Here is a 22,841-nt window from a genome sequence, read left to right as displayed (position 1 = left end):
GTCCGACGACGTCCGCGTGACGCGAATGCGGCCGGAACCCTCGGGCGTTCGTCCCTCGTCCGGCTATGGTGCGGCGGGAGTGGCACAGGCTGAGGCACGGGGGGTCCGATGTCGGTGGAGATCGTCACGACGGCGGCCGGAGTCGTCGGGAAGGTGACCGCCAAACCGCTGGCGGACACGGCGATGCGCCGGGAGGCGGTGATCCGGGCGCTGAAGGCGGTCCGGCTGGACCCCAAGACTCCGCCCCAGGACTTCTTCAGCCTGTACGCGTACACGCTCATCGAGTACTGCATCGGGCGCTCGGCGGCCGTGCTCGCGTTCTTCCGCGACGAGTACGTGCGGGAGGCCTTCCACAGCTCCTTCTCCGAGGGGAACTGGAGCCGGCTGCGCGAGGAGGCGGCGGAGGCCGTCGCCCGCAACCGCGAGACGATGGAATTCGGCCATCTGGACCACGGATTCGAGGAGCACGTCGACGGTTTCCTCGCCGCGTTCCAGTCACTGGTGGACCGCAGCCGGGCACCCCATGAAACGCGCATGGAGCAGAAGGTCGACGCTCTCCTGGAGCGGGTGAGTCAGACCCGTGTCGACGAGGAGAGCCACCGGGCACGCACAGAGCCGGGGCGGTCCGAACTCTCCCCCGCGCAACGGCTCATGCAGGACGTGCGCGAATGGTTCACCGCGGTCGGCTACGAGGTGCGGCGCACCTGGGAGCCGGTCCAGGACAGTGTCGCCCTGCTCGTCGACATCCCGCAGCGCCGCCGCGGGAAGTTCGACCGCACGGTCATGCTCTGTGTCGAGGGTGAACTCCTCCCGCATCACCTGCGACTTCTGGGGGAGCTTGTCGCCTCGGAGTCCGCCGCGGAGGGGTGGGGGCTCGCACGCCTCCGGGTCAGCGAGGCGGCTCGCCGGCACGCGGCGGGCAGCGACGACGTGCTGTTCTGCTACTCGTTCGACGAACTCGTCGATCTGGAGGCCGACTTCGAGCCGTACATCGACTGGATCGAAGCCGAGGTACGCCGCCGCGGTGTCGACTCGCGGTACGTGCCGATCTCCTGCCGTAAGGAGGAGATCGATCCGGCGACGCAGCGCGCTCTCGACACCAGTACCTATGACTGGCGCGACGGCGGGCTGGACGCGTACGTGGCGGGCTGGCTGGAGGAGCCCGCGAAGCGGCACCTGTCCGTGCTCGGCGAGTTCGGCATGGGCAAGTCGTGGTTCGCCCTGCATCTGGCCGGCGAGATGGCCCGTGGCTGGCGCGACGCCAAGCGCAAGGGGGTGCCCCGGCCCAGGATCCCGCTGCTGATTCCCTTGCGTGACTACGCCAAGCAGACCACGGTCCAGGGGCTGCTCTCGGAGTTCTTCTTCAACCGGCACAAGATCGATCTGCGGAGCTACGACGTCTTTCGGGTCCTCAATCGGATGGGCCGCCTCCTGCTGATCTTCGACGGCTTCGACGAGATGGCGGCGCGCGCGGACCGTCACACGGTGATCGCGAACTTCTGGGAACTGGCCAACGCCGTGGAACCCGGCGCCAAGGTCCTGCTCAGCAGCCGCAAGGAGCACTTCCGCGACGCGGACGAGGCGCGCGACCTGTTCGACGCGAAGGTGGGCGCGGCGGCGACCACGTTGCCCAAGGACGGCCCGGCCTTCGACATCGTCGAACTGGTCCGGTTCGACGACGAGCAGATCACGCGCATGCTCCGGCACGACCTCGCCGAGGACAAGGTCCGTCTGATCATGGCCAACGAGGACGTGCGCGAGCTCATGGGGCGCCCCGTCATGTCCGAGCTGGTGATCGACGCGCTGCCGGAGATCGAGCAGGGGGCCGAGATCGACCTCGCCCGCATCTACCTCTACGCCATACAGCGGAAGATGGACCGGGACGTGAAGGCCGAGCGCACCTTCACCTCGCGTGGGGACAAGCTCTTCTTCCTGTGCGAGGTCGCCTCGGAGATGCTCGCCACCAACCGGCTCAGCCTCAACTACCGGGACTTTCCGGATAGGTTGCGGTCCTGCTTCGGCGCCGCGGTGGAGAGCGCGAAGGACCTGGACTACTGGGAACAGGACATGCGCAACCAGGGCATGCTCGTGCGCAATGCCAAGGGGGACTACGGGCCCTCCCACAAGTCGCTTCTGGAGTTTCTGGCCGCGTTCAAATTCGCGGCCGAGCTGGGGTTGCTCGGCGGCGACTTCCTCGCTCTGATCCCCACGGCTGGTGCGCAGGACGACGTGGAGCAGGAGTGGACGTGGTCGCGGTACTTCGCCGCCCGGTCCACCGACGGAGAGCTGCCCCCGCTCACGCGGTTCGTGGCCGAGTCTCCGGCCGCGCTCGGGGCGACGTTCGGCGCGCTGGAGCAGAACGACGCGGTGTACCAGTTCCTCGGCACGATGGTTCGTGAGCGGGAGGACCGCCAGGAACGGCTCCTTGAGGTGGCGCGTGCGACCGCGGGCACACGGGCGCGGACCGGCAGTCTCGCGGCCAACTGTCTGAGCCTGATCCTGTTGTCCGGCGGCAGTCTGGAGCACGCGGATCTGCACGAGGCCGACCTGCGGGGCTTCGCTCCGTGGGACGGGGACCGTACCGTGTCGCTCGCAGGGGCGATTCTGCGCCGTGCGGATCTGCGCAAGGCCGAGCTCCGGGGTGTGGATCTTTCCGGCGCCGACCTCACCGGCGCTCGTCTGCGCGATCGCGAGCTGCTGGACGACGGTTGGTTCTGGCAGCCGGTCCTCGCTCACAGCAGCGGAGCCGTGGCGGTGGCCGAGCGCACCGAGGTGTTGCACTGGCCGACGGGGCAGCTCGACGAGACGCCGCTGAGGCTGCCGCTGCCCCCGGGGTCCGACTCGGTGCAACTACTGGAATGGGACGCCACGACGTGGTGGTGCGGTGACGACACCGGCGGCCGCGTCGTCGACGCGACGACGGGCGCGGTCGTCCGGACGGTCTCGGCGACCCCGATCGCTCAGCCCGTCCTGTGGCGAGGCCGCCGCGCCCTGGCCGAGTACCGGCTTCACGAGGATCGGATCACCGTCACGGAACCGGATACGGGCCTACCGGTCCACGAGGTCGATTTCCCGCCGGTGCCGTGGGCCAAGACGACGATGTTCATGCGGGGAGGGAGCGGCCTCGTCGTTCTGGCCCACGACGAGGCCTGCCTGCACCTGGCGACCGCCGGTGGCGACGAGGGGGAGAGCTGGCGCAGCGTTCGGACGGAGGAATGCCGGCCGGGCGAAGACAGAACCATGCTGAACACGACGTCGGACAGCGCCCTGCTCGTGCTGGACGACCGGGCTGTCGCGGCCGTCGACGCGTGGGGGCCGACCGCCCTGCTCGATGGCCAGGGGCTGCCCTTCCCGATGCCGCTCGACGGACACGTCGAGGCGTTCGCCTTCCGCGCCGCCTCGCACAGGGCGGCCCTGGCGATCGATGGGAGTCTGTACGGCTGGCGCCTCGAGGAATCCGTCTTCCACGAGATCACGTGGCGTATCCCGCTGGTGCCCAGTGGGGTCCGGGCCCTCAGGTCTGCCGAGGACGGCAACCGGCTCGTCGTCCTGACGAACATGGGCGAGCTGTGGACGTGCGACTTCCGCACGGGCGAGATCCTCTCCCGCACGACGGTCGGCAGCCGCCTCCGTGGTACCCGTTTCTCGGTCGACTGCGGCCTCGACCCGGCAGAGCTGGAGGCGATCCGCCGGGTCGGCGGCGTGCTGGTGGATTAGGCGCACCCCGGCCTGTCGGCAGGGCTCGGGCGGGTCAGTCGGCCGTGCGGCAGGCGGCGAGGTCGCCCTGGCGGGCGGGGGACGAGGGCGCGGAGGACGAGGCTGCGGGGGACGAGGCCGCGGCGGACGTGGCGACGACGTGGCTGCTCGACGTGCGGCGGGTCAGCCGCAGCGCCAGGGCGACCGTCGCGAGGGCCACCGCCGTCATCGCCGCGCCGGCCCAGGCCGTCGAGGCGAAGCCGAGGCCGGTGTCGATCGTGGTGCCGCCGAGCCAGGGGCCCGCCGTGTTGCCGAGGTTGAAGGCGGCCGTCGTCGTGGCGCCCGCCAGGGTCGGTGCGGCGCCGGCGACGTTGAACATCCGGGCGTTGAGCGCGGGGGCCGTGTAGAAGGCCGAGACACCCAGGAGGAAGGAGAGGGTGATCACGGCGACCGGGCTGGAGGCGAAGAGGGCCAGGGCGACCAGGAAGACCGTCGAGGCCGTGACGCCGCTGAGCAGGACCCCGAAGAGGTGGGCGTCGGCGACCCGGCCGCCGATGGTCGTACCGATCAGCGCGCCGATGCCGAAGAGGCCGAGGATCGCGGAGACCCAGCGGGCGTCGATCCCGGCGACGTCCGTGACGACCGGGGCGAGGTACGAGAACGCGCAGAAGACGCCGCCCGCGGCGAGCGCGGTGATCACGATCGCGAGCAGGACCTGGCGGTCGCGGTAGATCGCCAGCTCCCGCTTGAGGCGGGGCCTGGTCTCCGGGACCGGGATGTGCGGGATACGGGTCACCACGCCCACGAGCGCGATGGCCGAGGCCACGCCGACCGCCCAGAACGCGGCGCGCCAGCCGAGGTGCTCGCCGAGGAAGGCGCCGGCGGGGACGCCGAGGACGTTGGCGATGGAGAGGCCGCCGATCATGACCGCCATCGCGCGGGCGCGCGAGCCGACGGGGACCATCGCGATGGCGACGGCCGCGCCGACCGCCCAGAAGCCCGCGCAGGCGAGCGCGCTCACGACGCGCGAGGCGAAGAGGACCGCGTAGTTCGGCGCCAGCGCACCGGCGACCTGGCCGAGGCCGAAGACGGTGATCAGGGTGACGAGCGTCGTCTTGCGGGGGAGCCGGAGGGTCGCGACAGCGAGCAGCGGGGCGCCGACGACCATGCCGATCGCGAAGGCCGAGATCAGCAGGCCGGCGCGGGGTATGGAGACGTTCATGTCGTCGGCGATGGATCGGAGAAGGCCGGACAGCATGAACTCGCTCGTGCCGAGCGCGAAGACGGAGAGGCCGAGGATGTAGACGGCCAGCGGCAGGCGGGTGGGCGTGGACGGCGCCGCGGGGGCGGTGGCGGCTTCGGCGCGCTCGGCTGAGGTTGACGGCATGACATGCGTCAACCTGCGGTTTGTGCCTGACATTCCCCCTGTGACAGGCGTCTCGCGATGCGGACCGGCCGGCCTCAGGCTCCCAGGTCCGTCAGTTCTCGGGCCAGGTTCCTGCGGGCCCGCTCCTCCCAGGCGGCCGCGCCGTAGGGGGTGCGGAAGAGGCGGGGGAGGGAGAGGAGCTGGCGGAGGACCGCCGCGCGGCCCTCCCTGAACGCGTCGTCCGGGACGAAGGCGTACTCCTCGCGGACCGCGCGCGTATACCCCCCGTACGTATCCTCGTCCGTCGCCAGGATCGCGAGGTCCGCGTCGCAGAGGGTCTCGCCGTTGAGGTCGCCGGCCGCCGGGTCGTGGGTCACGGTCAGGCGGACCAGGCGGGCCACCTCCGCCACCTCGTGGGGGGTGAGGCCCGCCTCGGGGAGGGCCTTTTCGGCCAGCATCGCCGAGCGTTCCTCGTTCTCCGAGCGGTCCGGCCGGTAGACCGCGTCGTGGAACCAGGCGGCCAGCCGGACCAGCTCCAACTCCCCGCCCTCGCCGCCCTGGTCGGCGAGTTCGTCGATGCGGTCGAGGACCGCCCGCAGGTGGTCGACCGTGTGGTACTTGCGCTGCGGCTCGGCCCAGCGCTCCAGCAGGTTCCGGCCGTACGGAGACGGGTCCGGACCCTCGCGGCCGGCGCGGGCGGCGCGCAGGGTGGCGTTCCAGCGCTGGAGCAGGGCGGGGTCCACGGGTTCGGTCATGGCTGCATTCTGCCGCCCCGACGGACTGGAAGCTCGCGTTCCGGGCGCCCGGCAGTGGGCCTTCCGCTCTCTCTTACATACCCCCCGTGGGTATGCTACGGTGCTGCGCGAAGGTACCCCCTAGGGGTATGTGCGAGAGAAGGAGCAGGGCAATGTCAACCGTCAATCCCCGGCGCTGGTGGGCACTTGTCGTGCTCGCCGCCGCCCAGTTCATGGTCATCATGGACACGTCGATCATCGGCGTCGCGCTCCCCGAGATGCAGAAGGACCTGGGCTTCTCGCAGAGCGAGCTCCAGTGGATCTTCAACGCCTACGTCATCGTCTTCGGCGGACTCCTGCTCCTCGGCGGCCGCCTCTCCGACCTCGTCGGAGCCCGCAAGATCTTCGCCTCCGGGTGGGCGATCATGATCGCCGGCTCGGTCGTCGCCGCCGCCGCGCAGACCGCCTGGGTCGAGATCGCCGGCCGCGCCGTCCAGGGCGTCGGCGGTGCGCTCATCGCCCCCTCCGCCATGACCCTGCTCATGATGCTCTTCATGCACGACCCGAAGGAGCTCGGCAAGGCGATGGCGCTCTACGGCGCCGCCGCCCCCGCCGGCGGTACCGCCGGCGTCTTCCTCGGCGGTGTCTTCACCGAGTGGATGAGCTGGCAGTGGGTGTTCATCATCTACATCCCGATCGGTCTCGCCACCCTCGCCGCCACCAAGCTCCTCCCCGCCGTCGAGTCCCGCCGCGGCTCCGTCGACATCCTCGGCGCCGTCGCCGTCACCGCCGGCCTCGCGCTCGCCGTCTTCGCCGTGGTCCGCGCCCCCGAGGTCGGCTGGGGCGCCACCGCCACCGTCCTGGAGCTGGTGGGTGCCGCCGTGCTCCTCGGCCTGTTCCTCGTCGTCCAGAAGTCCGTCCGCGAGCCGCTCATGCCGCTCAGCGTCTGGCGCGTCCCGCGCCTCGGCTCCGCCAACCTGGCGATGACGCTGCTCGGTGCCGCGTGGATCCCGATGTGGTACTTCCTCAACCTCTACCTCCAGCAGGTCCTCGGCTACGGCGCCTTCGCCTCCGGTGCCGCGCTGCTCCCGATGACCGTCCTGCTGATGATCTTCATGACGGCCATCACCGCCCGTCTCATGGGCAGGTTCGGCGCCAAGCCGCTCGTCGCCGGCGGTCTGCTGGTCCTCGCGGCCGGGCTCGTCTGGCTGGCGGCCGTCCCGCCGACCGGCACCTTCCTCGTCGACGTCCTGCCCGCCTCACTGGTCGCCGCGCTCGGCATGTCCCTCGCCTACATCCCCGCGATGATCGCCGCGATGGCCGGCGCCCCGCAGGAGCAGGCCGGACTCGCCTCCGGCATCGTCAACACCACCTACAACGTGGGCTCCGCCCTCGGCCTGGCCGCCCTGACCGCCGTCGCCATGTCCCAGGGCGCCGACAGGATCGGCGACCTGCCCGCCCTCACCGACGGCTTCTCGGCCGCCTTCATCGGCGCCGCGATCATCGCCGCCGCCGGAGGCGTGATCACGCTCCTCGTCATGAAGAGCGACAAGGCCCTCGCCGCCGAGCCCGACCCCGCCCCGCGGGGGGAGAAGGTCTCCGCGTGAGGAGCGCCTCCGCCGACCGAGGGGCCGCCCGATGTCCGTGCCGGACATCGGGCGGCCCCTTTTCCCTGACGAGAGGAAACACGATGAACATCCGTACCCGCGCCGTCCATGTCGCCGACGAAGCGCCCGAGCACGGCAGTCGGCCGCTCTCCGTGCCCCTCGTGCAGTCCTCCGCGTTCGCCTTCGACTCCGCCGACGCGCTCGCCGACGCCATGGCGGGCCCCGACGGCCGGTACGTCTACAGCAGGTGCGGCAATCCCACCGTACGAGCCCTGGAGCAGACCCTGGCCGGGCTCGAAGGCGGTGCGTCCGCCCTCGCGTTCGCCTCCGGCATGGGGGCCGTCAGCGGTGTCCTGCTCGCCCTCCTGCGGCCCGGCGACCGGGCGCGACGGAACAGGAACTCCTCATCTACCGCTGAGCCCGTGGCAGACGCTCCCTTGTCCCGCCCGCCCGCCCGCCCGTTCGGGCGTGGCCGCGGTGCGGGCGGGGGAGACGGGTGGTGTGCTGGTCGGGATCCCATCCGCCCACGCCCACATACGGGAGCACCCCATGGCCGTCATCGTCACCGTTCACATGCCGGGTGTCACGAAGCAGCAGTACGAGTCGGTCAACGCGAAGCTTCTCGCCTCCTCGTTCTGGCCGCCCGAGGGGTTCATCTCCCATGCCGGGGCGCCGGCCGAGGGCGGATGGTTCGTGGTGGATCTGTGGGAGTCGGAGGAGGACTTCGAGGCGTTCGTGCAGCAGGCGGGGCCCATCTTCGCGGAGTTCGGTGACCTGGAGTTCCGGCCGACGTTCTACGGTCCGGCGGCCAGGATCACGTCCTAGACGTGGTGGCCCGCCGCTCGCGGGCCTAGCGTTGGTCCATGCTCACGACGGAGTCACGAGTCGAACTGCGCCCGCTCACCCTCGCCGACCAGGACGAGTTCTGCGCTCTCGTACGGGCCAGCTCCGAGCTGCATCTGCCGTGGATGCGGCTGCCCGCTACCGCGGAGGAGTTCCAGGCCTGGATGCGCCGCTTCGACGACGGCACCAACCTGGGCTTTCTCGTCCGTGTCCGGGAGACCGGCGCGACCGCCGGCATGGTCAACATCAACTCGGTCATCCGGGGCCGCTACCAGGGCGCGTCCCTCGGCTATGCGGCCTTCGCCCCGTCCGCCGGGCGCGGGTACATGACCGAGGGGCTCGCCGCCGCCCTGCGGTACGCCTTCACCGACCTGCGGCTTCACCGGCTGGAGGCCAGCATCCAGCCAGCGAACAAGGCATCCCTGGCCGTGGTCCGACGGCTGGGCTTCCGCTACGAGGGGCTGTCGCCCGACTACCTCTACATCGACGGGGCCTGGCGGGACCACGAGCGCTGGTCCGTCACCGCACCGAACCCCTGGACACCCGACCCGTCCCTGCCCGAGGTCTGAACGAAATTGCGTTGCCGGGGCGGCGCGGCGCGCGGCAGGCTTCCGCGCATGACTTCCCACCCCGTGGCGGACCTCTTCTCCGCTGAAGGACGACTGAAGGCGATCCCGCGCAGGGCCCCGCGGCGCGCGCAGCTGCTCGCCCATCTCGCCGAGACGCTCTTCGACCCTGCCCGCTCCTACACCGAGCGCGAGGTCAACGAGGCGCTCCTGACCGTCCACGAGGACTTCCCGGCCCTGCGCCGCTACCTCGTGACCGGCGGCCTCCTCTCCCGTACGAAGGACGGCGCCAGCTACCGCCGACAGCAGCAGCCCGGCTCCCCCGGAGGTCCGATCCTGTCCGTCGCGTGACCGCCGCGGTGGTCGCCGGCCTGATCGCCGGCTACGGCATCGCGATCCCGGTCGGCGCCGTCGGTGCCTACCTGGTGGCGGTCACGGCACGCACGAGCTGGCGTACGGGAGCGGCCGCGGCGCTCGGCATCGCCGCGGCGGACGGGGTGTACGCCCTGATCGCCGTCCTCGGCGGCTCGGCGCTCGTACCTCTCCTCACGCCGGTCATGACCCCGCTGCGCTGGGTCTCGGCGGTGGTCCTCGTGGGACTCGCCGCCCGCTCCGCATGGACGGCCGTACGGGCCTACCGCGCGCGTCGTGACGTCGCAAGCACGGACGATCGCGACAGCCCCCTGACCCCGCGGCGCGCCTTCCTCACGTTCCTGGGCATCACGATCCTGAACCCCATGACCGTGATCTACTTCGTGGCCCTGATCCTGGCGACGGGCCCTTCGGGTCCGGCGACACCCCTCGACCGTACGGTCTTCGTCCTGGCCGCCCTGGTCGCCTCCGCCAGCTGGCAGCTCCTCCTTGCCTCCGGAGGAGCCCTCCTCGGCCGAGGCCTCACCGGCCCCCGTGGCCGGCTGACGACCGCCCTCGTCTCGAGCACCCTCATCGCGGGCCTGGCGATCCACCTCGTGAGCTGATCCGAACCCGCACAGCTCATGTCACCTGCGGAGAGGGGCCTCGCCGTCCGGTGCGGGCCGGAGGCGGAGCATGGAGATCTCCGGCCGCACTTTGGCGATCGAGGTGAAGTCGTCGTCCACGTGGATCAGCGTGAGGCGGTGCTGCTCGGCGGTGAGCGCCACGAGGATGTCCGTGGGAGAGGGGCCCCGGTGGTGTCCGATCCGCACCAACTCCCGCTGAACGGCGATGATCCTCGGCCAGGGGTCGTCGAGTGCGGGAACCCGGCCGAAGGTCTGGTTCAGCATCGTGAAGAAGGGTTCGTGGTCGCGGTCGGTGCGCAGGCCGGGCATCAACTCGGCTTCCACCGGCGGGCAGATGGACACCTGGCCACGCGCCACACGATCGGGCCACGGTTCGCCGATCTGGCGTCGAAGGAGGCGCCAGACCGCCGAGGTGTCGGCGAGGTAGTTCACAGCCCCTGCCGCTCCCGATCCTCGAGGACGTCGAAGTCCAGGAAGTCATGAGCGTTGTCCTGGAGCCAGCGCAGCGCCCGCGCCCGGTCGTCGGCGCTGATGGCCGCCGCTATGGTCAGTGCGCGATTGATCGTGTCGCGCTTCGTCTTGGGCCCCGGCCGCGCCGCCCCCCTCGCATACGATCGGATCATGAACCCCGTCACTCTCCGCGCGCCCGGTCTCGTGCTCCGACCCTGGCGCGTGGACGACGTCCCCGCGCTGGTCGAGGCTGCCGGGGACGCCGACCTGCGGCGATGGACCCGTACGTCGGTGGGCGATGCCGCCGACGGCGCCCGGTACGTCGAGGAGCAGCGGCAGGGCTGGGAGAGTGGGTCCAGGCTCGCCTTCGCCGTGCTCGAGGACGAGCGGCTCGTCGGTCATGTCGTCGTCAAGGGCGTGGTGCCGGGCGCGCCGGTGGCCGAGGTCGGTTACTGGACCGCGGCGCACGCGCGTGGCCGGGGCGTGGCGCCCCGCGCCGTGGAAGCGCTCACCGGCTGGGCCTTCGCCACGTTCGGGCCCGAGGGGCTGGCCCGCCTGGAACTCCTGCACCAGGTGGACAATCTCGGCTCGTGCCGGGTGGCGGAGAAGAGCGGGTACGACCTCGACAGGACCCTGCCCGCCGCACCGCCCGCGTACCCTCGCGACGGCCATGTGCACGTCAGGCGCGCGGGGCCGGCCGCCTAGCCCCGCCCGCGGCCCCGGCCGGCCGTCAGTGCCGCACCAGCGCACACCGCCACCGCGGTGACCGCCGTGAGTGCTCCCGCCGCCATGACGCCCTTGTGCGAACGCCAGGACATGACGGACCACCGTGACTGGGCGGAGAGCAGCGAGCCGGCGCTCAGCCAGGACCCGACGGACGCCACGGACGCGGCGGAGCCGATCGACCCGATGGACAGAGCGGATCCGACGGACCCGATGGACAGCACCGAACCCACGGATCCGATCGACAGCACCGAGTCCTGCGACCAGAGGGAGAGCTTCGACATGTGTCGATCGTAGGGCGAGGAGCGCCTGAGCCGCAGGACGAACGCGTCGTGCACCCGGCGCCGGACCGGCTCCCTCAGTCGGTGTGGACGACCTGGAACGCCTCCGCCATGCTGCCCGGGGGAGGCCGCCCCCCGCCGCGTGTTCGCTCAGCCAGGCGCGGAGCAGGCCGGCCAGGTCGTCGAAGTGGGCGGTCTGGGAGGTGTGGATGCGCAGGGCCTCGACCTTGCGGTCGAAGACCGGGGTGACGTCCACGTACTGATCGGGCGTCGGACCCGTCATCAGCCACAGCTCGTGGACGGTCCACGGCTCCAGCCCCTCGTCCTTGAGGAGCGAGGCGTGGGCGAAGGGGTTGCGGGCCTCCGGGTAGATCGCGCGCAGGCAGGCGTCGCCGACCGCTCGGTGGTCGGGGTGGAGGTCGGCGGCGCGCGCCCAGTTGATCTCGGGGGAGGGGATGATCGCCCGCTGGGGGCGTACCTCGCGGATGACCCGGCACAGGTCGCGGCGGAGCTCCACGCTCGGCTCCACGAAGCTGTCGGGGTAGCCGAGGAAGCGGACGTCGGCGACGCCGCTGAGCTTGGCGGAGTGGACCTGTTCGGCGCGGCGCAGGTCCGCCATCGCCTGGCGCGGCAGCCGTTCGTCGTAACCGCCCGCGTCGCCGTCCGTGACGATGCAGTACGTGACGCGGGTGCCGCGTTCGATCCACCGCATGACGGTGCCGCTGACGTCGTGGCGTGAACCGGACATGGCACTTACGCGCTGTCTTCAGGGAGCGCCCGGCGGCACGGGCCCCCTCAGACGAAATTCCCTTTCATGAATCCTGGAGGAATCATGTCCGCCGTGCGTACCCCCGCCCCCGGCGCCACCCAGCCCATGACCTCGCAGCAGGCCGGCGCGGAGAACGACTGGCCGAAGGCGCCGACCCCCTCCCCCGTCGTCCCCGTCGACTAGGAGGACGACGAGCTGAATTCAGCTGGGGAGTCAGCCGACATCAGCCGGTAGAAACGGAGCCCCGCGATCCCCATGAGGGATTGCGGGGCTCCGCATGTCCTGAACCGATCGCGATTCTTCATTCCTGCGCGTCATGTCAATGCCCCGATCGTCACCCCGTGCTCTGCCAAGCTGCGAAAGCACCGTTGATTCCCCAGGCAGCCAGGGAGTATGAACGCCGATGCAGATTCGAATCGAGAGGGCCGGTGGTCTGGCGGAACCGCTGTCCGGGGGAGACGCACCACGCGCCCGCCGCGCACCGGCGGTACCGTGCGCGGTCGCCGCCGTTCTGCTCACCACAGCGGCCGGCTGCGCGGCGCTGCCGGATCCCTATGTCCCGCCCCGGCCGAACGCCGCCAAGGGGTACACGTTCTACGTGAGCCCGCACGGCGACGACGACAACGACGGCCTGGCCCCGGACCGGGCGTGGCGGACGCTGCTCAAGGCCGACGCCGTGACCTACAGGCCGGGCGACCGGCTGCGGCTGCTCGGCGGGGTCCGGCACCGGGGCACCCTCACGATCGGGCCGCGCGAGGCGGGCAGCGCGAGCAGGCCCGTGGTGGTCGAGTCGTACGGCACAGGGCGCGCGACCATCGCGGCGGCGGGCAGGGACGGCATCTCCGTGTACAACACCGGGGGTGTCGAGGTCCGCGATGTCGCCATCGTCGGCGACCACCGCGCGTACACGAGGAGTACCGGCATCAGGTTCTTCAGCGACCGGCCGGACGAGGGGAAGCACGAGCACGTCGTGGTGGCGGACGTCGACGTCTCCCACTTCCGCACCGGCATCACGCTGGCCGGAACGAAGGGAGGCAGCGGCTTCCGGGACGTCCGGATCACCGACTCCACCCTCCACGGCAACAGGGACGCGGGACTGTCCACGGTGGGCCCCGTGTTCGACGCGAAACGGCCGGAGTACTCCCACGAGCGGTTGTCCGTCGTCCGCGTCGAGGCGTACGGCAACGACGGCGATCCGAAGGCCGACACCCGCAACACCGGCAGCGGCATCATGCTCGGCAGCGTCCGGGAGGCCAAGGTCCAGCGGTCGACAGCGCATCACAACGGACGGAAGTCGTCGGCCAGGGCCAACGAGGGACCCGAGGGGATCTGGGCCTACGACTCCACCCGTGTGGTCGTCGAGCACAGCGTCTCGTACGCCAACCGGACAGGCTCCCTCATGGACGGCGGCGGCTTCGGCCTGGACAACAACACGTCCGCGTCGGTCCTCCAGTACAACCTGGCCTACGGCAACGACGGTCCCGGCTACCTCGTCTACACCCGCGAGGCGACCGACGCGCACCGGCAGAACGTCGTCCGCTTCAACCTGAGCCACGACGACTCCCGCAAGCTCCCGTTGTACGGAGGGATCGTGGCCTATGGCGGCCGCGTCAGCGATCTCGACATCTACCACAACACGGTGGTCATGAAGGCGACGGACCGCGACGGGGAGGACGCGCCGGCGCTCCGTCTGGACAAGGGGCTGAAGAACGTCAGGGTCCGGAACAACATCTTCGTCACGGACGGCGCACCCGTGGTGGCCTCGAACGTGGCGTTCGAGCCCGCCGTGGTGACACTCCAGGGCAACGACTACTTCAGCACGGGCGAGTGGCGGGTGCGCTGGGGTGACGACAGCTTCTGGGCGCTCGGGGACTGGCGCACGACGGTCCGCCAGGAGCGCGCGGGCTCCACGCCGACCGGCACGGACGCCGATCCCTGTCTGCAAGGCACGGAGGCCCCCCTCACCAGTGTGAAGGGGGCCGTGATGCTGGTGCCGGGGTGCCCGAGAGAGCTCACCGAGGCGGCGCTGAACCTCAGATCGTTCGGCGTCGATCCGGGTTCCGTCGACTACTTCGGCGAGTACCTGCCCCCGACCGCCGCCGCGGGGGCCGCTCAGCCCACGTCGGACGAGTAGACCGCGGCGAGGTCGCCGGCCGCCGCCTGCTGGTTCGGCAGGGCCGGCGGCGTCGGTCTGCCGAGCGCCCGCACGGTCCAGCCGGCCGACCGCCAGCGCGTGAGGTCGAGCGCGTTGCGCGCGTCGAGGAGCGTGCGGGACCGGGTCACCGAGGCGAGGACGGAAGGGTCGATCGCCCGGTATTCGGCCCATTCGGTGAGGTGCAGGACGAGGTCGGCGTCTTCACAGGCCTTGGACACCTCATGGGCGTACTCCAACCGAGGCAGCACGGCCCGCGCGTTCTCGATGCCCTCCGGGTCGTGCAGCCTCACCTCGGCACCCTCATGGTGCACCGCGGCGGCCACGGCCAGTGCGGGTGAGTCGCGCACGTCGTCGCTGTCCGGCTTGAACGTGGCTCCGAGCACCGCGACACGGCGGCCGGTGAAACTGCCGCCGACCATGCTCCGGGCGATGTCGACCGTACGGCGCCGCTGGCGGGCGTTGATCGCGTCGACCTCGCGCAGGAACGCCACGGAGCCGCTCACGCCGAGGTCCTCGGCACGCGCCATGAACGCGCGGATGTCCTTGGGCAGACATCCGCCGCCGAAGCCGAGACCCGCGGAGAGGAACCGGCGTCCGATGCGGGTGTCGTGCCCGAGCGCCTCGGCCAGCGTGGTCACGTCGGCCCCGGCCGCGTCGCACACCTCGGCCATCGCGTTGATGAACGAGATCTTCGTGGCGAGGAAGGCGTTCGCCGACACCTTCACCAGCTCCGCGGTCGCCGGGTCCGTGCTGATGTACGGCACACCGGCGCGCAGCATCGGCGCGTACACGCTCCGCAGGATCCGGTCCGCCCGCTCCGACGAGACCCCCGCCACCAGACGGTCCGGTCGCAGGGTGTCCTCGACGGCGAACCCCTCCCGCAGGAACTCGGGGTTCCAGGCGACCTCGACGTCCGCGCCGTCCGGGGCGAGTGCGGCGACGCGCGCCGCGACCTGCGCCGCCGTCCCCACCGGGACCGTCGACTTGCCCACGAGGAGGCACGGCTTGCGCAGATGGGGCGCGAGCCCCTCGACGACCGCGTCGACGTACCGCAGGTCCGCGGCGGGGGAGTCGCGCCGCTGGGGGGTGCCCACGCAGAGGAAGTGGACCTCGCCGAAGTCGGCGGCCTCGCGCAGCGAGGTGGTGAAGCGCAGGCGCCCGGAGGCGAGCGCCCGGGTGAGGACCTCCCGCAGCCCCGGTTCGTGGAAGGGCGCCCTGCCCTCGTTGAGTGTCGCGATCTTCTCGGCGTCGACGTCGACGCCGAGGACCTCATGTCCGATGTCGGCCATGCACACGGCGTGCACGGCGCCCAGGTATCCCGTTCCGATGACGGTCAGCCGCATGTCGTACGTCCCTGTCTGGAAGTCAGTCCGCGTAGCCGGACGGGTTCAGTTGCTGGAAGCGCCAGGCGTCCTCCGCCATGGCGGTCAGGTCCCGCGTGGTGGTCCAGTTCCATGCGCGGGTCACGGCCGTGGGATCGGCGACCAGCGCGGCCACGTCCCCGGGGCGGCGGCCGGTGATCTCGTACGGGATCGGCGTCCCGCACGCGCTCTGGAACGCCGCCACCAGCTCCAGGACAGAGGTGCCCCGGCCCGTGCCGAGGTTGAGGACGGTCATGCCCCGGGTGTCGTCGAGATGATCGAGGGCGACGCGGTGGCCCTCGGCGACGTCCATCACGTGGAGGTAGTCGCGGACGCCGGTGCCGTCCGGGGTCGCGTAGTCGTCGCCGAAGATCTTGAGCCGGTCGAGCCGTCCCGCGGCGACCTGGGCGAGATACGGCATCACGTTGTTCGGGACGCCCCGCGGCACTTCGCCGAGCAGCCCGGAGGGGTGCGCCCCGACCGGGTTGAAGTAGCGCAGGGCCAGCGCCGAGAACTCGGGGAGCCGTCGGCAGACATCCGCGACGATCTGCTCGCAGAGCCACTTCGACGTCGCGTACGGATTGGTGGGGCGCGCCGGGTCGCCCTCGGTCAGCGGCACCTTGGTGGCGTTGCCGTAGATCGAGCACGAGGAGGAGAACACCAGCCGGTGCACCCCGTGGTCGCGCATGGCGCGCAGCAGCGCCGTCGTGCCGCCGACGTTGGTGTCGTAGTACTCGACGGGCTGTTCCACGGACTCGCCGACGGCCTTCCTGGCGGCGAAGTGGACGACCGCGTCGAAGGAGTGGTCGGCGAACACCGTGGCGAGCGCGCGCGGGTCGAGCAGGTCCGCCTCGTAGACGGCGGCCGGTGGTCGGCCTGCGACCTTCGCGATGCGCTCCACTGCGCCCGGGGAGCTGTTGGAGTAGTTGTCGACGATCACGACGTCGTGGCCGTGTTCGAGGAGTTCGACGCAGGTGTGGCTGCCGATGAAGCCGGCGCCGCCGGTCACGAGCACGGTGGAGTTACCAGGCATGGAGCACCTTTCGCGGGGGTGGGCGAAGGGACGGGGGTGGGTTCACACGGCGGCGAGGACACCGGCGAGGTAGACCGGGTAGAGGACGGCGGCCAGCGTGAGCGGGAGCAGGCAGGACGCGCCGGCGAGCAGCGGCAGCCACGCGGTGCCGAAGGCCCGGCGGACCCGCACGCCGGCCCCTCTCGCGGCCTCGACGACGTGCAGCGCCGACACGGCGAGGGCGACCACCGCGTACGACAGGGACCCGAGGATGCTCAGGAAGACGTAGCCCGCCGCCGGGCCGGTGAGCTCTCCGACGATCGCGGCGGCCGAGAGCCCGAGGCTGATCAGGACGTACGGGAGGACCAGGCGCAGCGGCAGCGGTTCGAGTCCGTCGCGGGACTTGGGCGTCACCTTGAACACGGTCGGCCGGGGCCTCACCCGTTGCAGCAGGGCCGCGGCGATCCCCCAGATGACGAACGGCCACCGGGCCAGGACGAAGAGCCACTGCTCCCAGCTGAAGACGGGGGCGTCGTGCGGGCGCAGCAGGCCGCGGCTGCGGGCCAGCAGGGTGAGAAGGACCAGCCACACGGACATCGCCCAGAAGTGGCCGAGGAAGCCGAAGTAGTTGACGTTGATCCAGGACCCTCCGGTGGCCGCCGCGATCGGCGGGAGCGCCAGTCCACCGAGCGTCGCCATCGCGAGCAGGGGGTAGTAGGTGGCGATGAGGCCGAACCGCAGCCGGAGGCGGCGGCTCATCCGCTCCATGTGCTTGGGCAGTGTGCCGAAGAGCAGGACGGCCAGGCTGCGCGACCACTGGAACTCCTGGGTGGCCATCGCGGCGAAGGTGAGCGGCCCCTCCCCGTGCGCCTCGGCGTCGATCGCGAACGCGCCGTGCCAGCCGGCGGAGTTAAGCAGGAAGGTCGTGGAGAAGTCCTCGGCGAGCTCGGGTCCGATGCCGCCCACCTCGCGCAGCGCCTGCGTACGCACCGCGTAGTGGGAGCCGATGCACAGGGGCGCGTACCCCTCGGAGTGTCCGAGCTGGAAGGCACCGTGGAAGACGGCCTCCCGGTACAGCCGGCCGCGCGCCGACCAGGAGGCGGCGGCGTTGGAGTCGCAGACGCTGGGGGCGGCGACGTAGCCGATCGCCGGGTCGGCGAAGGGCCGCACCACCTCGACCAGATAGTGCGGCTCGGGCACGTGGTCGCAGTCGAGCTGGGCGACGACGTCGTAGTTCTCGTAACCCCAGCGGTCGTAGAAGTGGGCGAGGTTGCCTTCCTTGCACCGGGTGCGCCGGGGCCAGGTGGAGCGGTGGTACTCCGCGTTGCCTTCCCGGCACGACAGCCCCACCCCGTTCTCCCGGCACCACACCACGATCTCCTCGGTGGGGCTTTCGTCGCAGAGCCAGACGTCGTAGGGGTGCGGGAACCTCTGGTCGAGCATCGCCCTGAGCGTGGTCCGGGCAACCTCCCAGTGTTCCGACGGCGCGCGCGTCACGACGAACGCGGTCCGCAGGCACGGGACGGCGATCGCCGGGTTGAAGCGCCGCATGCGCAGACACACGAACACGAAGTGGAAGGGGAGGACGGTCAGGTAGACCAGCAGCGCGCTGTTCAGGATCAGCCCCACCCAGCCGACCCGGTGCTCCGGCCGCAGCCACCAGGCCCAGAACCAGACGAGCCCGGCCAGCCATCCGATGCTCAGCAGGGCCACCCTGAGCCGGTCGCTACGGGAGAACTGGCGGACGAAGCTGTCGGCCCCGGTCGGCGCCGTACGCGGGGGGTGCGCGAACTCCGGTCCGTCGGGGGAGATGCGGACCACGTTCCCGGCGGAGAGCTCCTGGATCTCGCCCCGGAGCGCGTCGGGCGATGTCGCGGTGATCGTGGCGGTCTCGGGGACTGGGCCTGGCGGGGCCTGCGTCATGAGTGTGCTCCGGGGAGGATCTCGCGTGGGTCGGTCGTCGGTGGGGTGCGGGCGCGCCGGGTCCGGAGCCGGGAAGGGACGGGTGCCGGGACCGGCCCGGCGTGCGCCGCGGGGCCTTGGGGGCAGGGGGAAGCCCGAGGAGGGCTGGGGAACGAAGGGTCAGCCGACGGGGACGGTGTCCTGTTGCCCGCCACGGATCGCCGCGGCACCCACAGTGATGTCCTCCGGACGGGTCCGGAACCAGTCGACGGTCCTGCGCAGCCCTTCCTCGACCGTCACTTCGGGGTCCCAGCCGAGGTGTTCCTGGGCGCGGGTGATGACCGGGCGCCGGCGGGTCGGGTCGTCCGTGGGCAGTGGGTGGTACTCGACGTCCGACATCGAACCGGTGATTTCCAGGACGAGGTCCGCGAGTTCGGTCACCGTGCGCTCCTCGGGATTCCCGAGATTGACCGGACCTCGGGCGGTCGAGTCCAGCATCGCGACGATTCCGCGGATCAGGTCGTCGACGTAGCAGAAACTGCGGGTCTGTTTGCCGTCCCCGTAAATGGTGAGCGGTTCACCGGCGAGCGCCTGCGTGATGAAACTGGAGACGACCCGGCCGTCGTGCGGGCGCATACGGGGTCCGTACGTGTTGAAGATGCGGACGATCCCGACGTCGACGCCGTGGCTCCGGTGGTAGGCCAGCGAGACCGCCTCGGCGTACCGCTTGGCCTCGTCGTACACGCTGCGGGGACCGACCGGGTTGACGTTGCCCCAGTAATCCTCGGTCTGCGGGTGGATCAGCGGGTCGCCGTAGACCTCGCTGGTCGACGCGAGCAGGAAGCGGGCACCGTTGCGCTGCGCCAGGCGCAGCATGTTCTCCGTGCCGCGGCTGCCCACGGCGAGGGTCTGGAGCGGTCGGCGGAGGTAGTCGGGCGGGGACGCGGGGCTTGCGAGATGGGCCACGGCGTCGAGCCGGCCCGGGACCTCCCCTTCCTCGCACACGTCGGCGAGGATGAATTCGAACTCGGGAAATTCGTACAGATGTGCGATGTTTTCCGGATCGCCTGTGCTGAAGTTGTCGACGCACACCACGGCGTCTCCGCGCCTCAGTAGTGCCTCGCACAGGTGTGACCCCAGAAATCCGCCGCCACCGGACACGGCAACGCGCATGGGCTTCTCTCCAGGAATACAGGAACGAGCGGAAGGCGGCTTCTGTGCCGACCGCGAGAAAAGCTTATGGGCGGATAGAAATCATTACTGATCGGTCGTCAGATCGGGTGAGCTGTTCGGGCGCCACGCAAATGGGGGTGGAGTGACCCCGGACCCGGCGCCACCGTCGCAGCCGTGCGGCACAGGCGGGGGAGGGGTGCCCGAGCGTGAGTACGGGCCCTTCACTCGGCCGTGTGATGGTCCGCCGCGCGCGTCGGGGTGCGTCCGTGGCCGTCAGTCGAGCCAGCCCAGGACGCACCGCGCGCACCCGGCCTCGAATCGGCTCGACGCGCCCAATTCCTGCATGAGTTCGGAGAGCATACGGCTCACGGTGCGCAGCGACACTCCGAGGTTCCGGGCGATCTTCTCGTCCTTCATTCCCGAGGCGAGCATCTGGAGCGCCTCCCGCTGCTGCTCCGAGAGCCCGTCGCCATCGTGCTCGGGCCGCTCCTCGTCGCCGTAGCGCGTGGCCGCGTGCCAGCAGTACTCGTACAGCGCGAGATAGGAGCGGACCAGGCCTCCCGAGGGAGAGAGTCACGTCCTGATCAGCCGGGCGATGGCCTTGGAGGCCTCGCCCACCTTCACCTTCGCCTGGTCCCCGCCCGGGGCGATCGCCTCGGTGACACAGCAGCTGAGGTGCTCGTCCAGGAGGGCCACGGCGCAGGACTGGAGCGCCGCGTTGATGGCCGAGACCTGGGTCAGTACGTCGATGCAGTAGACGTCCTCGTCCACCATCCGCTGCACGCCCCGGACCTGGCCCTCGATGCGCCGCAGGCGCCTGATGATGTCTTCCTTGTGGTGCACGTAACCGGCCACGACGGGCTCCTTGGGTCAGGTCACTTGTCGGCTGCCTGGAAGCCGCGCAGGCGGAGGCTGTTGCCGACCACGAAGACCGAGGAGAAGGCCATCGCGGCGCCGGCGATCATCGGGTTGAGCAGTCCGGCCGCGGCGAGCGGCAGGGCGGCCACGTTGTAGGCGAAGGCCCAGAAGAGGTTGGAGCGGATCGTGCCGAGCGTCCGGCGCGAGAGCCGGATCGCGTCGGCGGCCGCCCGCAGGTCTCCCCGTACGAGGGTGAGGTCGCCGGCCTCGATGGCGGCGTCGGTGCCGGTGCCCATCGCCAGGCCCAGGTCGGCCTGGGCGAGCGCGGCGGCGTCGTTCACGCCGTCGCCGACCATGGCGACCGAACGCCCCTCGGCCTGAAGCCGCTTGACGACGTCGACCTTGTCCTGGGGCATGACCTCGGCGATGACCTCGTCGATGCCGACCTCGGCGGCGACGGCCTCGGCGACGGCCCTGTTGTCACCGGTCAGCAGGATCGGGGTCAGACCGAGCGCGCGCAGCCGTCCGATCGCCTCGGCGCTGGTCTCCTTGACGGCGTCGGCGACCTCCAGAACCGCGCGGGCCTTCCCGTCCCAGGCCACAGCGATCGCGGTCTTCCCGGCCTTCTCGGCGCCGTCCTTCGCGGACTTGAGCCCGTCGGGCAGCTCCATCGCCCACTCTTCGAGCAGCTTCTCGCGGCCGACGAGGACGGCGTGGCCGTCGACGACGCCCTGAACGCCGAGCCCCGGGATGTTGGCGAAGTCCTCGGGGGCGGGGAGCGTACCGACCCTGGCGGCGGCACCGGTGGCGACGGCCTGGGCGATCGGGTGCTCGGAGGAGTGCTCCAGGGCGCCGGCGAGACGCAGGACGTCGGTCTCGTCGACGCCGTCGGCGGTGTGGACCTTGATGAGCGTCATCCGGCCGGTGGTGACGGTGCCGGTCTTGTCCAGGACGATCGTGTCGACCTTGCGGGTCGTCTCCAGGACCTCCGGGCCCTTGATCAGGATGCCGAGCTGCGCGCCCCGGCCGGTGCCGACCATGAGCGCGGTCGGGGTCGCGAGGCCGAGGGCGCAGGGGCAGGCGATGATCAGTACGGCGACGGCGGCGGTGAACGCGGCCGTGAGCCCGGATCCCGTACCGAGCCAGAAGCCGAGGGTGCCCAGCGCGAGGGCGATGACGATCGGCACGAAGACGGCCGAGATCCTGTCGGCGAGGCGCTGGGCGGCGGCCTTGCCGTTCTGCGCGTCCTCGACCAGCTTGGCCATGCGGGCGAGCTGGGTGTCGGCGCCGACGCGGGTGGCCTCGACGACGAGCCGGCCGCCGGCGTTCAGGGTGGCACCGGTGACGGAGTCGCCGACGGAGACCTCGACCGGCACGGACTCGCCGGTGAGCATCGAGGCGTCGACGGCGGAGGAGCCCTCGACGACGGTGCCGTCGGTGGCGATCTTCTCGCCGGGGCGGACCAGGAACCGCGTCCCGACCTGGAGTTCGGCGGTGGGCACGGTGACCTCGCGGCCTCCGCGCAGGACGGTGACCTCCTTGGCGCCCAGCTGCATCAGGGCCTTGAGCGCGGCGCCGGCCTTGCGCTTGGAACGTGCCTCGAAGTACCGCCCGGCGAGGATGAAGGCGGTGACGCCGGCGGCGGCCTCCAGGTAGATGTTCCCGGCGCCGTCGGTGCGGGCGATCGTGAACTCGAAGGGGTGCGTCATGCCCGGTGTGCCGGCGGTCCCGAAGAACAGGGCCCACAGGGACCAGAGGAACGCGGCGATCGTGCCGACCGAGATCAGGGTGTCCATGGTGGCCGCGCCGTGCCTGGCGTTGGTCCAGGCGGCCTTGTGGAAGGGCCAGGCGGCGTAGACGACGACCGGCGCGGCGAGGGTGAGGCTGAGCCACTGCCAGTACTCGATCTGGAGCGCCGGGACCATCGCCATCGCGATGACGGGGACGGCGAGCGTGACGGCGGTGACGAGCCGCTGCCTGAGGGGCCGGAGCTCCTCGTCGGCCTTCTCCTCGTCCGTGGGCCCGTCGTCGCCCCCGGACTCGGCCTGCGGGGGAGCGGGCTCCTGGGCGGTGTAGCCGGTGGCCTCGACGGTGGCGATCAGGTCGGCGACGGAGACGTCGGCGGCGGCGTCGAAGGTGACCTTCGCCTTCTCGGTGGCGTAGTTGACGGTGGCCTCGACCCCGTCCATGCGGTTGAGCTTCTTCTCGATACGTGCCGCGCACGAGGCGCAGGTCATGCCGCCGATGGCGAGCTCGACCTGGGCGGCGCCCGGAGTGGTCGTGGTCATGGAACACCTCATTCGTCGGTCTCGGCCTGCCGGCCTCGTTCGGCGGGGTCGGGCTCGGG

At 71.1% G+C, this 22,841-nt stretch carries 20 protein-coding genes and 2 pseudogenes; 9 read left to right on the top strand and 13 right to left on the bottom strand.

The features are described 5' to 3' along the window. Nucleotides 1-108 precede the first annotated feature (108 nt). Complete coding sequence (locus tag ACFY8U_RS34140; protein WP_389576043.1) at nucleotides 109-3,717, top strand: NACHT domain-containing protein; 3,609 nt, start codon at nucleotides 109-111, stop codon at nucleotides 3,715-3,717. 34 nt (nucleotides 3,718-3,751) lie between these two features. Here ACFY8U_RS34140 and ACFY8U_RS34135 read toward each other — a convergent pair whose 3' ends face one another. Further along, on the bottom strand, nucleotides 3,752-5,014 hold the full coding sequence (locus tag ACFY8U_RS34135) for a Cmx/CmrA family chloramphenicol efflux MFS transporter (protein WP_389576143.1): 1,263 nt from the start codon (nucleotides 5,012-5,014) through the stop codon (nucleotides 3,752-3,754). 143 nt (nucleotides 5,015-5,157) lie between these two features. Beyond that, nucleotides 5,158-5,817 (bottom strand): hypothetical protein, encoded by a 660-nt coding sequence (locus tag ACFY8U_RS34130; RefSeq protein ID WP_389576042.1) that lies wholly within the window; start codon nucleotides 5,815-5,817, stop codon nucleotides 5,158-5,160. Nucleotides 5,818-5,969: 152 nt separating this feature from the next. Between ACFY8U_RS34130 and ACFY8U_RS34125 the strand changes: the two genes are divergently transcribed. The 6 genes and pseudogenes from ACFY8U_RS34125 to ACFY8U_RS34100 all read left to right on the top strand — a co-directional run bounded on the left by ACFY8U_RS34125 (nucleotide 5,970) and on the right by ACFY8U_RS34100 (nucleotide 9,789). After that, nucleotides 5,970-7,403: an MFS transporter gene (locus ACFY8U_RS34125; protein ID WP_389576041.1), complete on the top strand. Its 1,434-nt coding sequence runs from the start codon at nucleotides 5,970-5,972 to the stop codon at nucleotides 7,401-7,403. 83 nt (nucleotides 7,404-7,486) lie between these two features. Further along, nucleotides 7,487-7,774: pseudogene (locus ACFY8U_RS34120) on the top strand (PLP-dependent transferase); the annotation flags it as partial. Between the two features lie 178 nt (nucleotides 7,775-7,952). After that, on the top strand, nucleotides 7,953-8,228 hold the full coding sequence (locus tag ACFY8U_RS34115; protein WP_389576149.1) for a hypothetical protein: 276 nt from the start codon (nucleotides 7,953-7,955) through the stop codon (nucleotides 8,226-8,228). Between the two features lie 38 nt (nucleotides 8,229-8,266). After that, the gene (locus ACFY8U_RS34110; RefSeq protein WP_389576040.1) at nucleotides 8,267-8,815 is read left to right on the top strand and encodes a GNAT family N-acetyltransferase; all 549 of its coding nucleotides are present in this window, start codon (nucleotides 8,267-8,269) and stop codon (nucleotides 8,813-8,815) included. 48 nt (nucleotides 8,816-8,863) lie between these two features. Next, on the top strand, nucleotides 8,864-9,163 hold the full coding sequence (locus tag ACFY8U_RS34105; protein ID WP_389576039.1) for a DUF2087 domain-containing protein: 300 nt from the start codon (nucleotides 8,864-8,866) through the stop codon (nucleotides 9,161-9,163). Then, the gene (locus ACFY8U_RS34100) at nucleotides 9,160-9,789 is read left to right on the top strand and encodes a LysE family transporter (RefSeq protein ID WP_389576038.1); all 630 of its coding nucleotides are present in this window, start codon (nucleotides 9,160-9,162) and stop codon (nucleotides 9,787-9,789) included. Before ACFY8U_RS34105 ends, ACFY8U_RS34100 begins: the two co-directional genes overlap by 4 nt. 21 nt (nucleotides 9,790-9,810) lie before the next feature. Here the strand turns inward: ACFY8U_RS34100 and ACFY8U_RS34095 are convergent, their stop codons facing one another. After that, nucleotides 9,811-10,242, bottom strand: coding sequence for a PIN domain-containing protein (locus tag ACFY8U_RS34095; protein ID WP_389576037.1), 432 nt, complete (start codon nucleotides 10,240-10,242; stop codon nucleotides 9,811-9,813). Then, the gene (locus tag ACFY8U_RS34090; protein ID WP_389576036.1) at nucleotides 10,239-10,433 is read right to left on the bottom strand and encodes a DUF2191 domain-containing protein; all 195 of its coding nucleotides are present in this window, start codon (nucleotides 10,431-10,433) and stop codon (nucleotides 10,239-10,241) included. Before ACFY8U_RS34090 ends, ACFY8U_RS34095 begins: the two co-directional genes overlap by 4 nt. Here ACFY8U_RS34090 and ACFY8U_RS34085 point away from each other — a divergent pair. Beyond that, nucleotides 10,432-10,965: a GNAT family N-acetyltransferase gene (locus tag ACFY8U_RS34085; RefSeq protein WP_389576035.1), complete on the top strand. Its 534-nt coding sequence runs from the start codon at nucleotides 10,432-10,434 to the stop codon at nucleotides 10,963-10,965. The two genes, ACFY8U_RS34090 and ACFY8U_RS34085, sit on opposite strands and share 2 nt — an antisense overlap. On the opposite strand, the gene ACFY8U_RS34080 is transcribed toward ACFY8U_RS34085, so the two are convergent. Both ACFY8U_RS34080 and ACFY8U_RS34075 read right to left on the bottom strand, forming a co-directional pair. Next, on the bottom strand, nucleotides 10,962-11,267 hold the full coding sequence (locus tag ACFY8U_RS34080) for a hypothetical protein (RefSeq protein WP_389576034.1): 306 nt from the start codon (nucleotides 11,265-11,267) through the stop codon (nucleotides 10,962-10,964). The two genes, ACFY8U_RS34085 and ACFY8U_RS34080, sit on opposite strands and share 4 nt — an antisense overlap. A gap of 430 nt (nucleotides 11,268-11,697) precedes the next feature. Continuing rightward, nucleotides 11,698-11,976 (bottom strand): annotated as a pseudogene (locus ACFY8U_RS34075) (PIG-L deacetylase family protein); the annotation flags it as partial. 460 nt (nucleotides 11,977-12,436) lie between these two features. On the opposite strand from ACFY8U_RS34075, the gene ACFY8U_RS34070 reads away from it, so the two are divergent. After that, the gene (locus tag ACFY8U_RS34070) at nucleotides 12,437-14,167 is read left to right on the top strand and encodes a right-handed parallel beta-helix repeat-containing protein (RefSeq protein ID WP_389576033.1); all 1,731 of its coding nucleotides are present in this window, start codon (nucleotides 12,437-12,439) and stop codon (nucleotides 14,165-14,167) included. Here the strand turns inward: ACFY8U_RS34070 and ACFY8U_RS34065 are convergent. The 7 genes from ACFY8U_RS34065 to ACFY8U_RS34035 form a co-directional block, all read right to left on the bottom strand. Beyond that, nucleotides 14,146-15,531: a UDP-glucose dehydrogenase family protein gene (locus ACFY8U_RS34065; protein WP_389576032.1), complete on the bottom strand. Its 1,386-nt coding sequence runs from the start codon at nucleotides 15,529-15,531 to the stop codon at nucleotides 14,146-14,148. The two genes, ACFY8U_RS34070 and ACFY8U_RS34065, sit on opposite strands and share 22 nt — an antisense overlap. Before the next feature lie 22 nt (nucleotides 15,532-15,553). Next, nucleotides 15,554-16,582 (bottom strand): UDP-glucose 4-epimerase GalE, encoded by a 1,029-nt coding sequence (gene galE / locus ACFY8U_RS34060; protein ID WP_389576031.1) that lies wholly within the window; start codon nucleotides 16,580-16,582, stop codon nucleotides 15,554-15,556. A 42-nt stretch (nucleotides 16,583-16,624) separates the two neighbouring features. After that, nucleotides 16,625-18,484, bottom strand: a complete 1,860-nt coding sequence (locus tag ACFY8U_RS34055) for a glycosyltransferase family 2 protein (protein WP_389576030.1) — start codon at nucleotides 18,482-18,484, stop codon at nucleotides 16,625-16,627. 159 nt (nucleotides 18,485-18,643) lie between these two features. Next, complete coding sequence (locus ACFY8U_RS34050; RefSeq protein WP_389576029.1) at nucleotides 18,644-19,636, bottom strand: UDP-glucuronic acid decarboxylase family protein; 993 nt, start codon at nucleotides 19,634-19,636, stop codon at nucleotides 18,644-18,646. 273 nt (nucleotides 19,637-19,909) lie between these two features. Next, entirely contained in the window at nucleotides 19,910-20,170 is a 261-nt protein-coding gene (locus ACFY8U_RS34045) for a helix-turn-helix transcriptional regulator (protein WP_389576142.1), read from the bottom strand. 39 nt (nucleotides 20,171-20,209) lie between these two features. Continuing rightward, nucleotides 20,210-20,491 (bottom strand): metal-sensitive transcriptional regulator, encoded by a 282-nt coding sequence (locus ACFY8U_RS34040; RefSeq protein WP_389576028.1) that lies wholly within the window; start codon nucleotides 20,489-20,491, stop codon nucleotides 20,210-20,212. A 20-nt stretch (nucleotides 20,492-20,511) separates the two neighbouring features. Next, complete coding sequence (locus tag ACFY8U_RS34035) at nucleotides 20,512-22,782, bottom strand: heavy metal translocating P-type ATPase (RefSeq protein WP_389576027.1); 2,271 nt, start codon at nucleotides 22,780-22,782, stop codon at nucleotides 20,512-20,514. Between the last annotated feature and the right edge of the window lie 59 nt (nucleotides 22,783-22,841).

The organism is Streptomyces sp. NPDC012508, assembly GCF_042902595.1.
In the GTDB taxonomy this organism is placed as follows: Bacteria; Actinomycetota; Actinomycetes; order Streptomycetales; family Streptomycetaceae; genus Streptomyces.
The sequence above is the reverse complement of the archived record's forward strand: the minus strand, read 5'-3'. Positions and strand labels throughout refer to the sequence as shown.

What these genes read in the sequence shown, in the direction of transcription:
- galE (WP_389576031.1), bottom strand. Translation starts at nt 16,582, where the DNA reads ATGCCTGGTAACTCCACCGTGCTCGTGACCGGCGGCGCCGGCTTCATC.
- ACFY8U_RS34055 (WP_389576030.1), bottom strand. Translation starts at nt 18,484, where the DNA reads ATGACGCAGGCCCCGCCAGGCCCAGTCCCCGAGACCGCCACGATCACC.
- ACFY8U_RS34130 (WP_389576042.1), bottom strand. Translation starts at nt 5,817, where the DNA reads ATGACCGAACCCGTGGACCCCGCCCTGCTCCAGCGCTGGAACGCCACC.
- ACFY8U_RS34035 (WP_389576027.1), bottom strand. Translation starts at nt 22,782, where the DNA reads ATGACCACGACCACTCCGGGCGCCGCCCAGGTCGAGCTCGCCATCGGC.
- ACFY8U_RS34065 (WP_389576032.1), bottom strand. Translation starts at nt 15,531, where the DNA reads ATGCGGCTGACCGTCATCGGAACGGGATACCTGGGCGCCGTGCACGCC.
- ACFY8U_RS34110 (WP_389576040.1), top strand. Translation starts at nt 8,267, where the DNA reads ATGCTCACGACGGAGTCACGAGTCGAACTGCGCCCGCTCACCCTCGCC.
- ACFY8U_RS34070 (WP_389576033.1), top strand. Translation starts at nt 12,437, where the DNA reads ATGCAGATTCGAATCGAGAGGGCCGGTGGTCTGGCGGAACCGCTGTCC.
- ACFY8U_RS34090 (WP_389576036.1), bottom strand. Translation starts at nt 10,433, where the DNA reads ATGATCCGATCGTATGCGAGGGGGGCGGCGCGGCCGGGGCCCAAGACG.
- ACFY8U_RS34080 (WP_389576034.1), bottom strand. Translation starts at nt 11,267, where the DNA reads ATGTCGAAGCTCTCCCTCTGGTCGCAGGACTCGGTGCTGTCGATCGGA.
- ACFY8U_RS34085 (WP_389576035.1), top strand. Translation starts at nt 10,432, where the DNA reads ATGAACCCCGTCACTCTCCGCGCGCCCGGTCTCGTGCTCCGACCCTGG.
- ACFY8U_RS34125 (WP_389576041.1), top strand. Translation starts at nt 5,970, where the DNA reads ATGTCAACCGTCAATCCCCGGCGCTGGTGGGCACTTGTCGTGCTCGCC.
- ACFY8U_RS34115 (WP_389576149.1), top strand. Translation starts at nt 7,953, where the DNA reads ATGGCCGTCATCGTCACCGTTCACATGCCGGGTGTCACGAAGCAGCAG.
- ACFY8U_RS34050 (WP_389576029.1), bottom strand. Translation starts at nt 19,636, where the DNA reads ATGCGCGTTGCCGTGTCCGGTGGCGGCGGATTTCTGGGGTCACACCTG.
- ACFY8U_RS34140 (WP_389576043.1), top strand. Translation starts at nt 109, where the DNA reads ATGTCGGTGGAGATCGTCACGACGGCGGCCGGAGTCGTCGGGAAGGTG.
- ACFY8U_RS34105 (WP_389576039.1), top strand. Translation starts at nt 8,864, where the DNA reads ATGACTTCCCACCCCGTGGCGGACCTCTTCTCCGCTGAAGGACGACTG.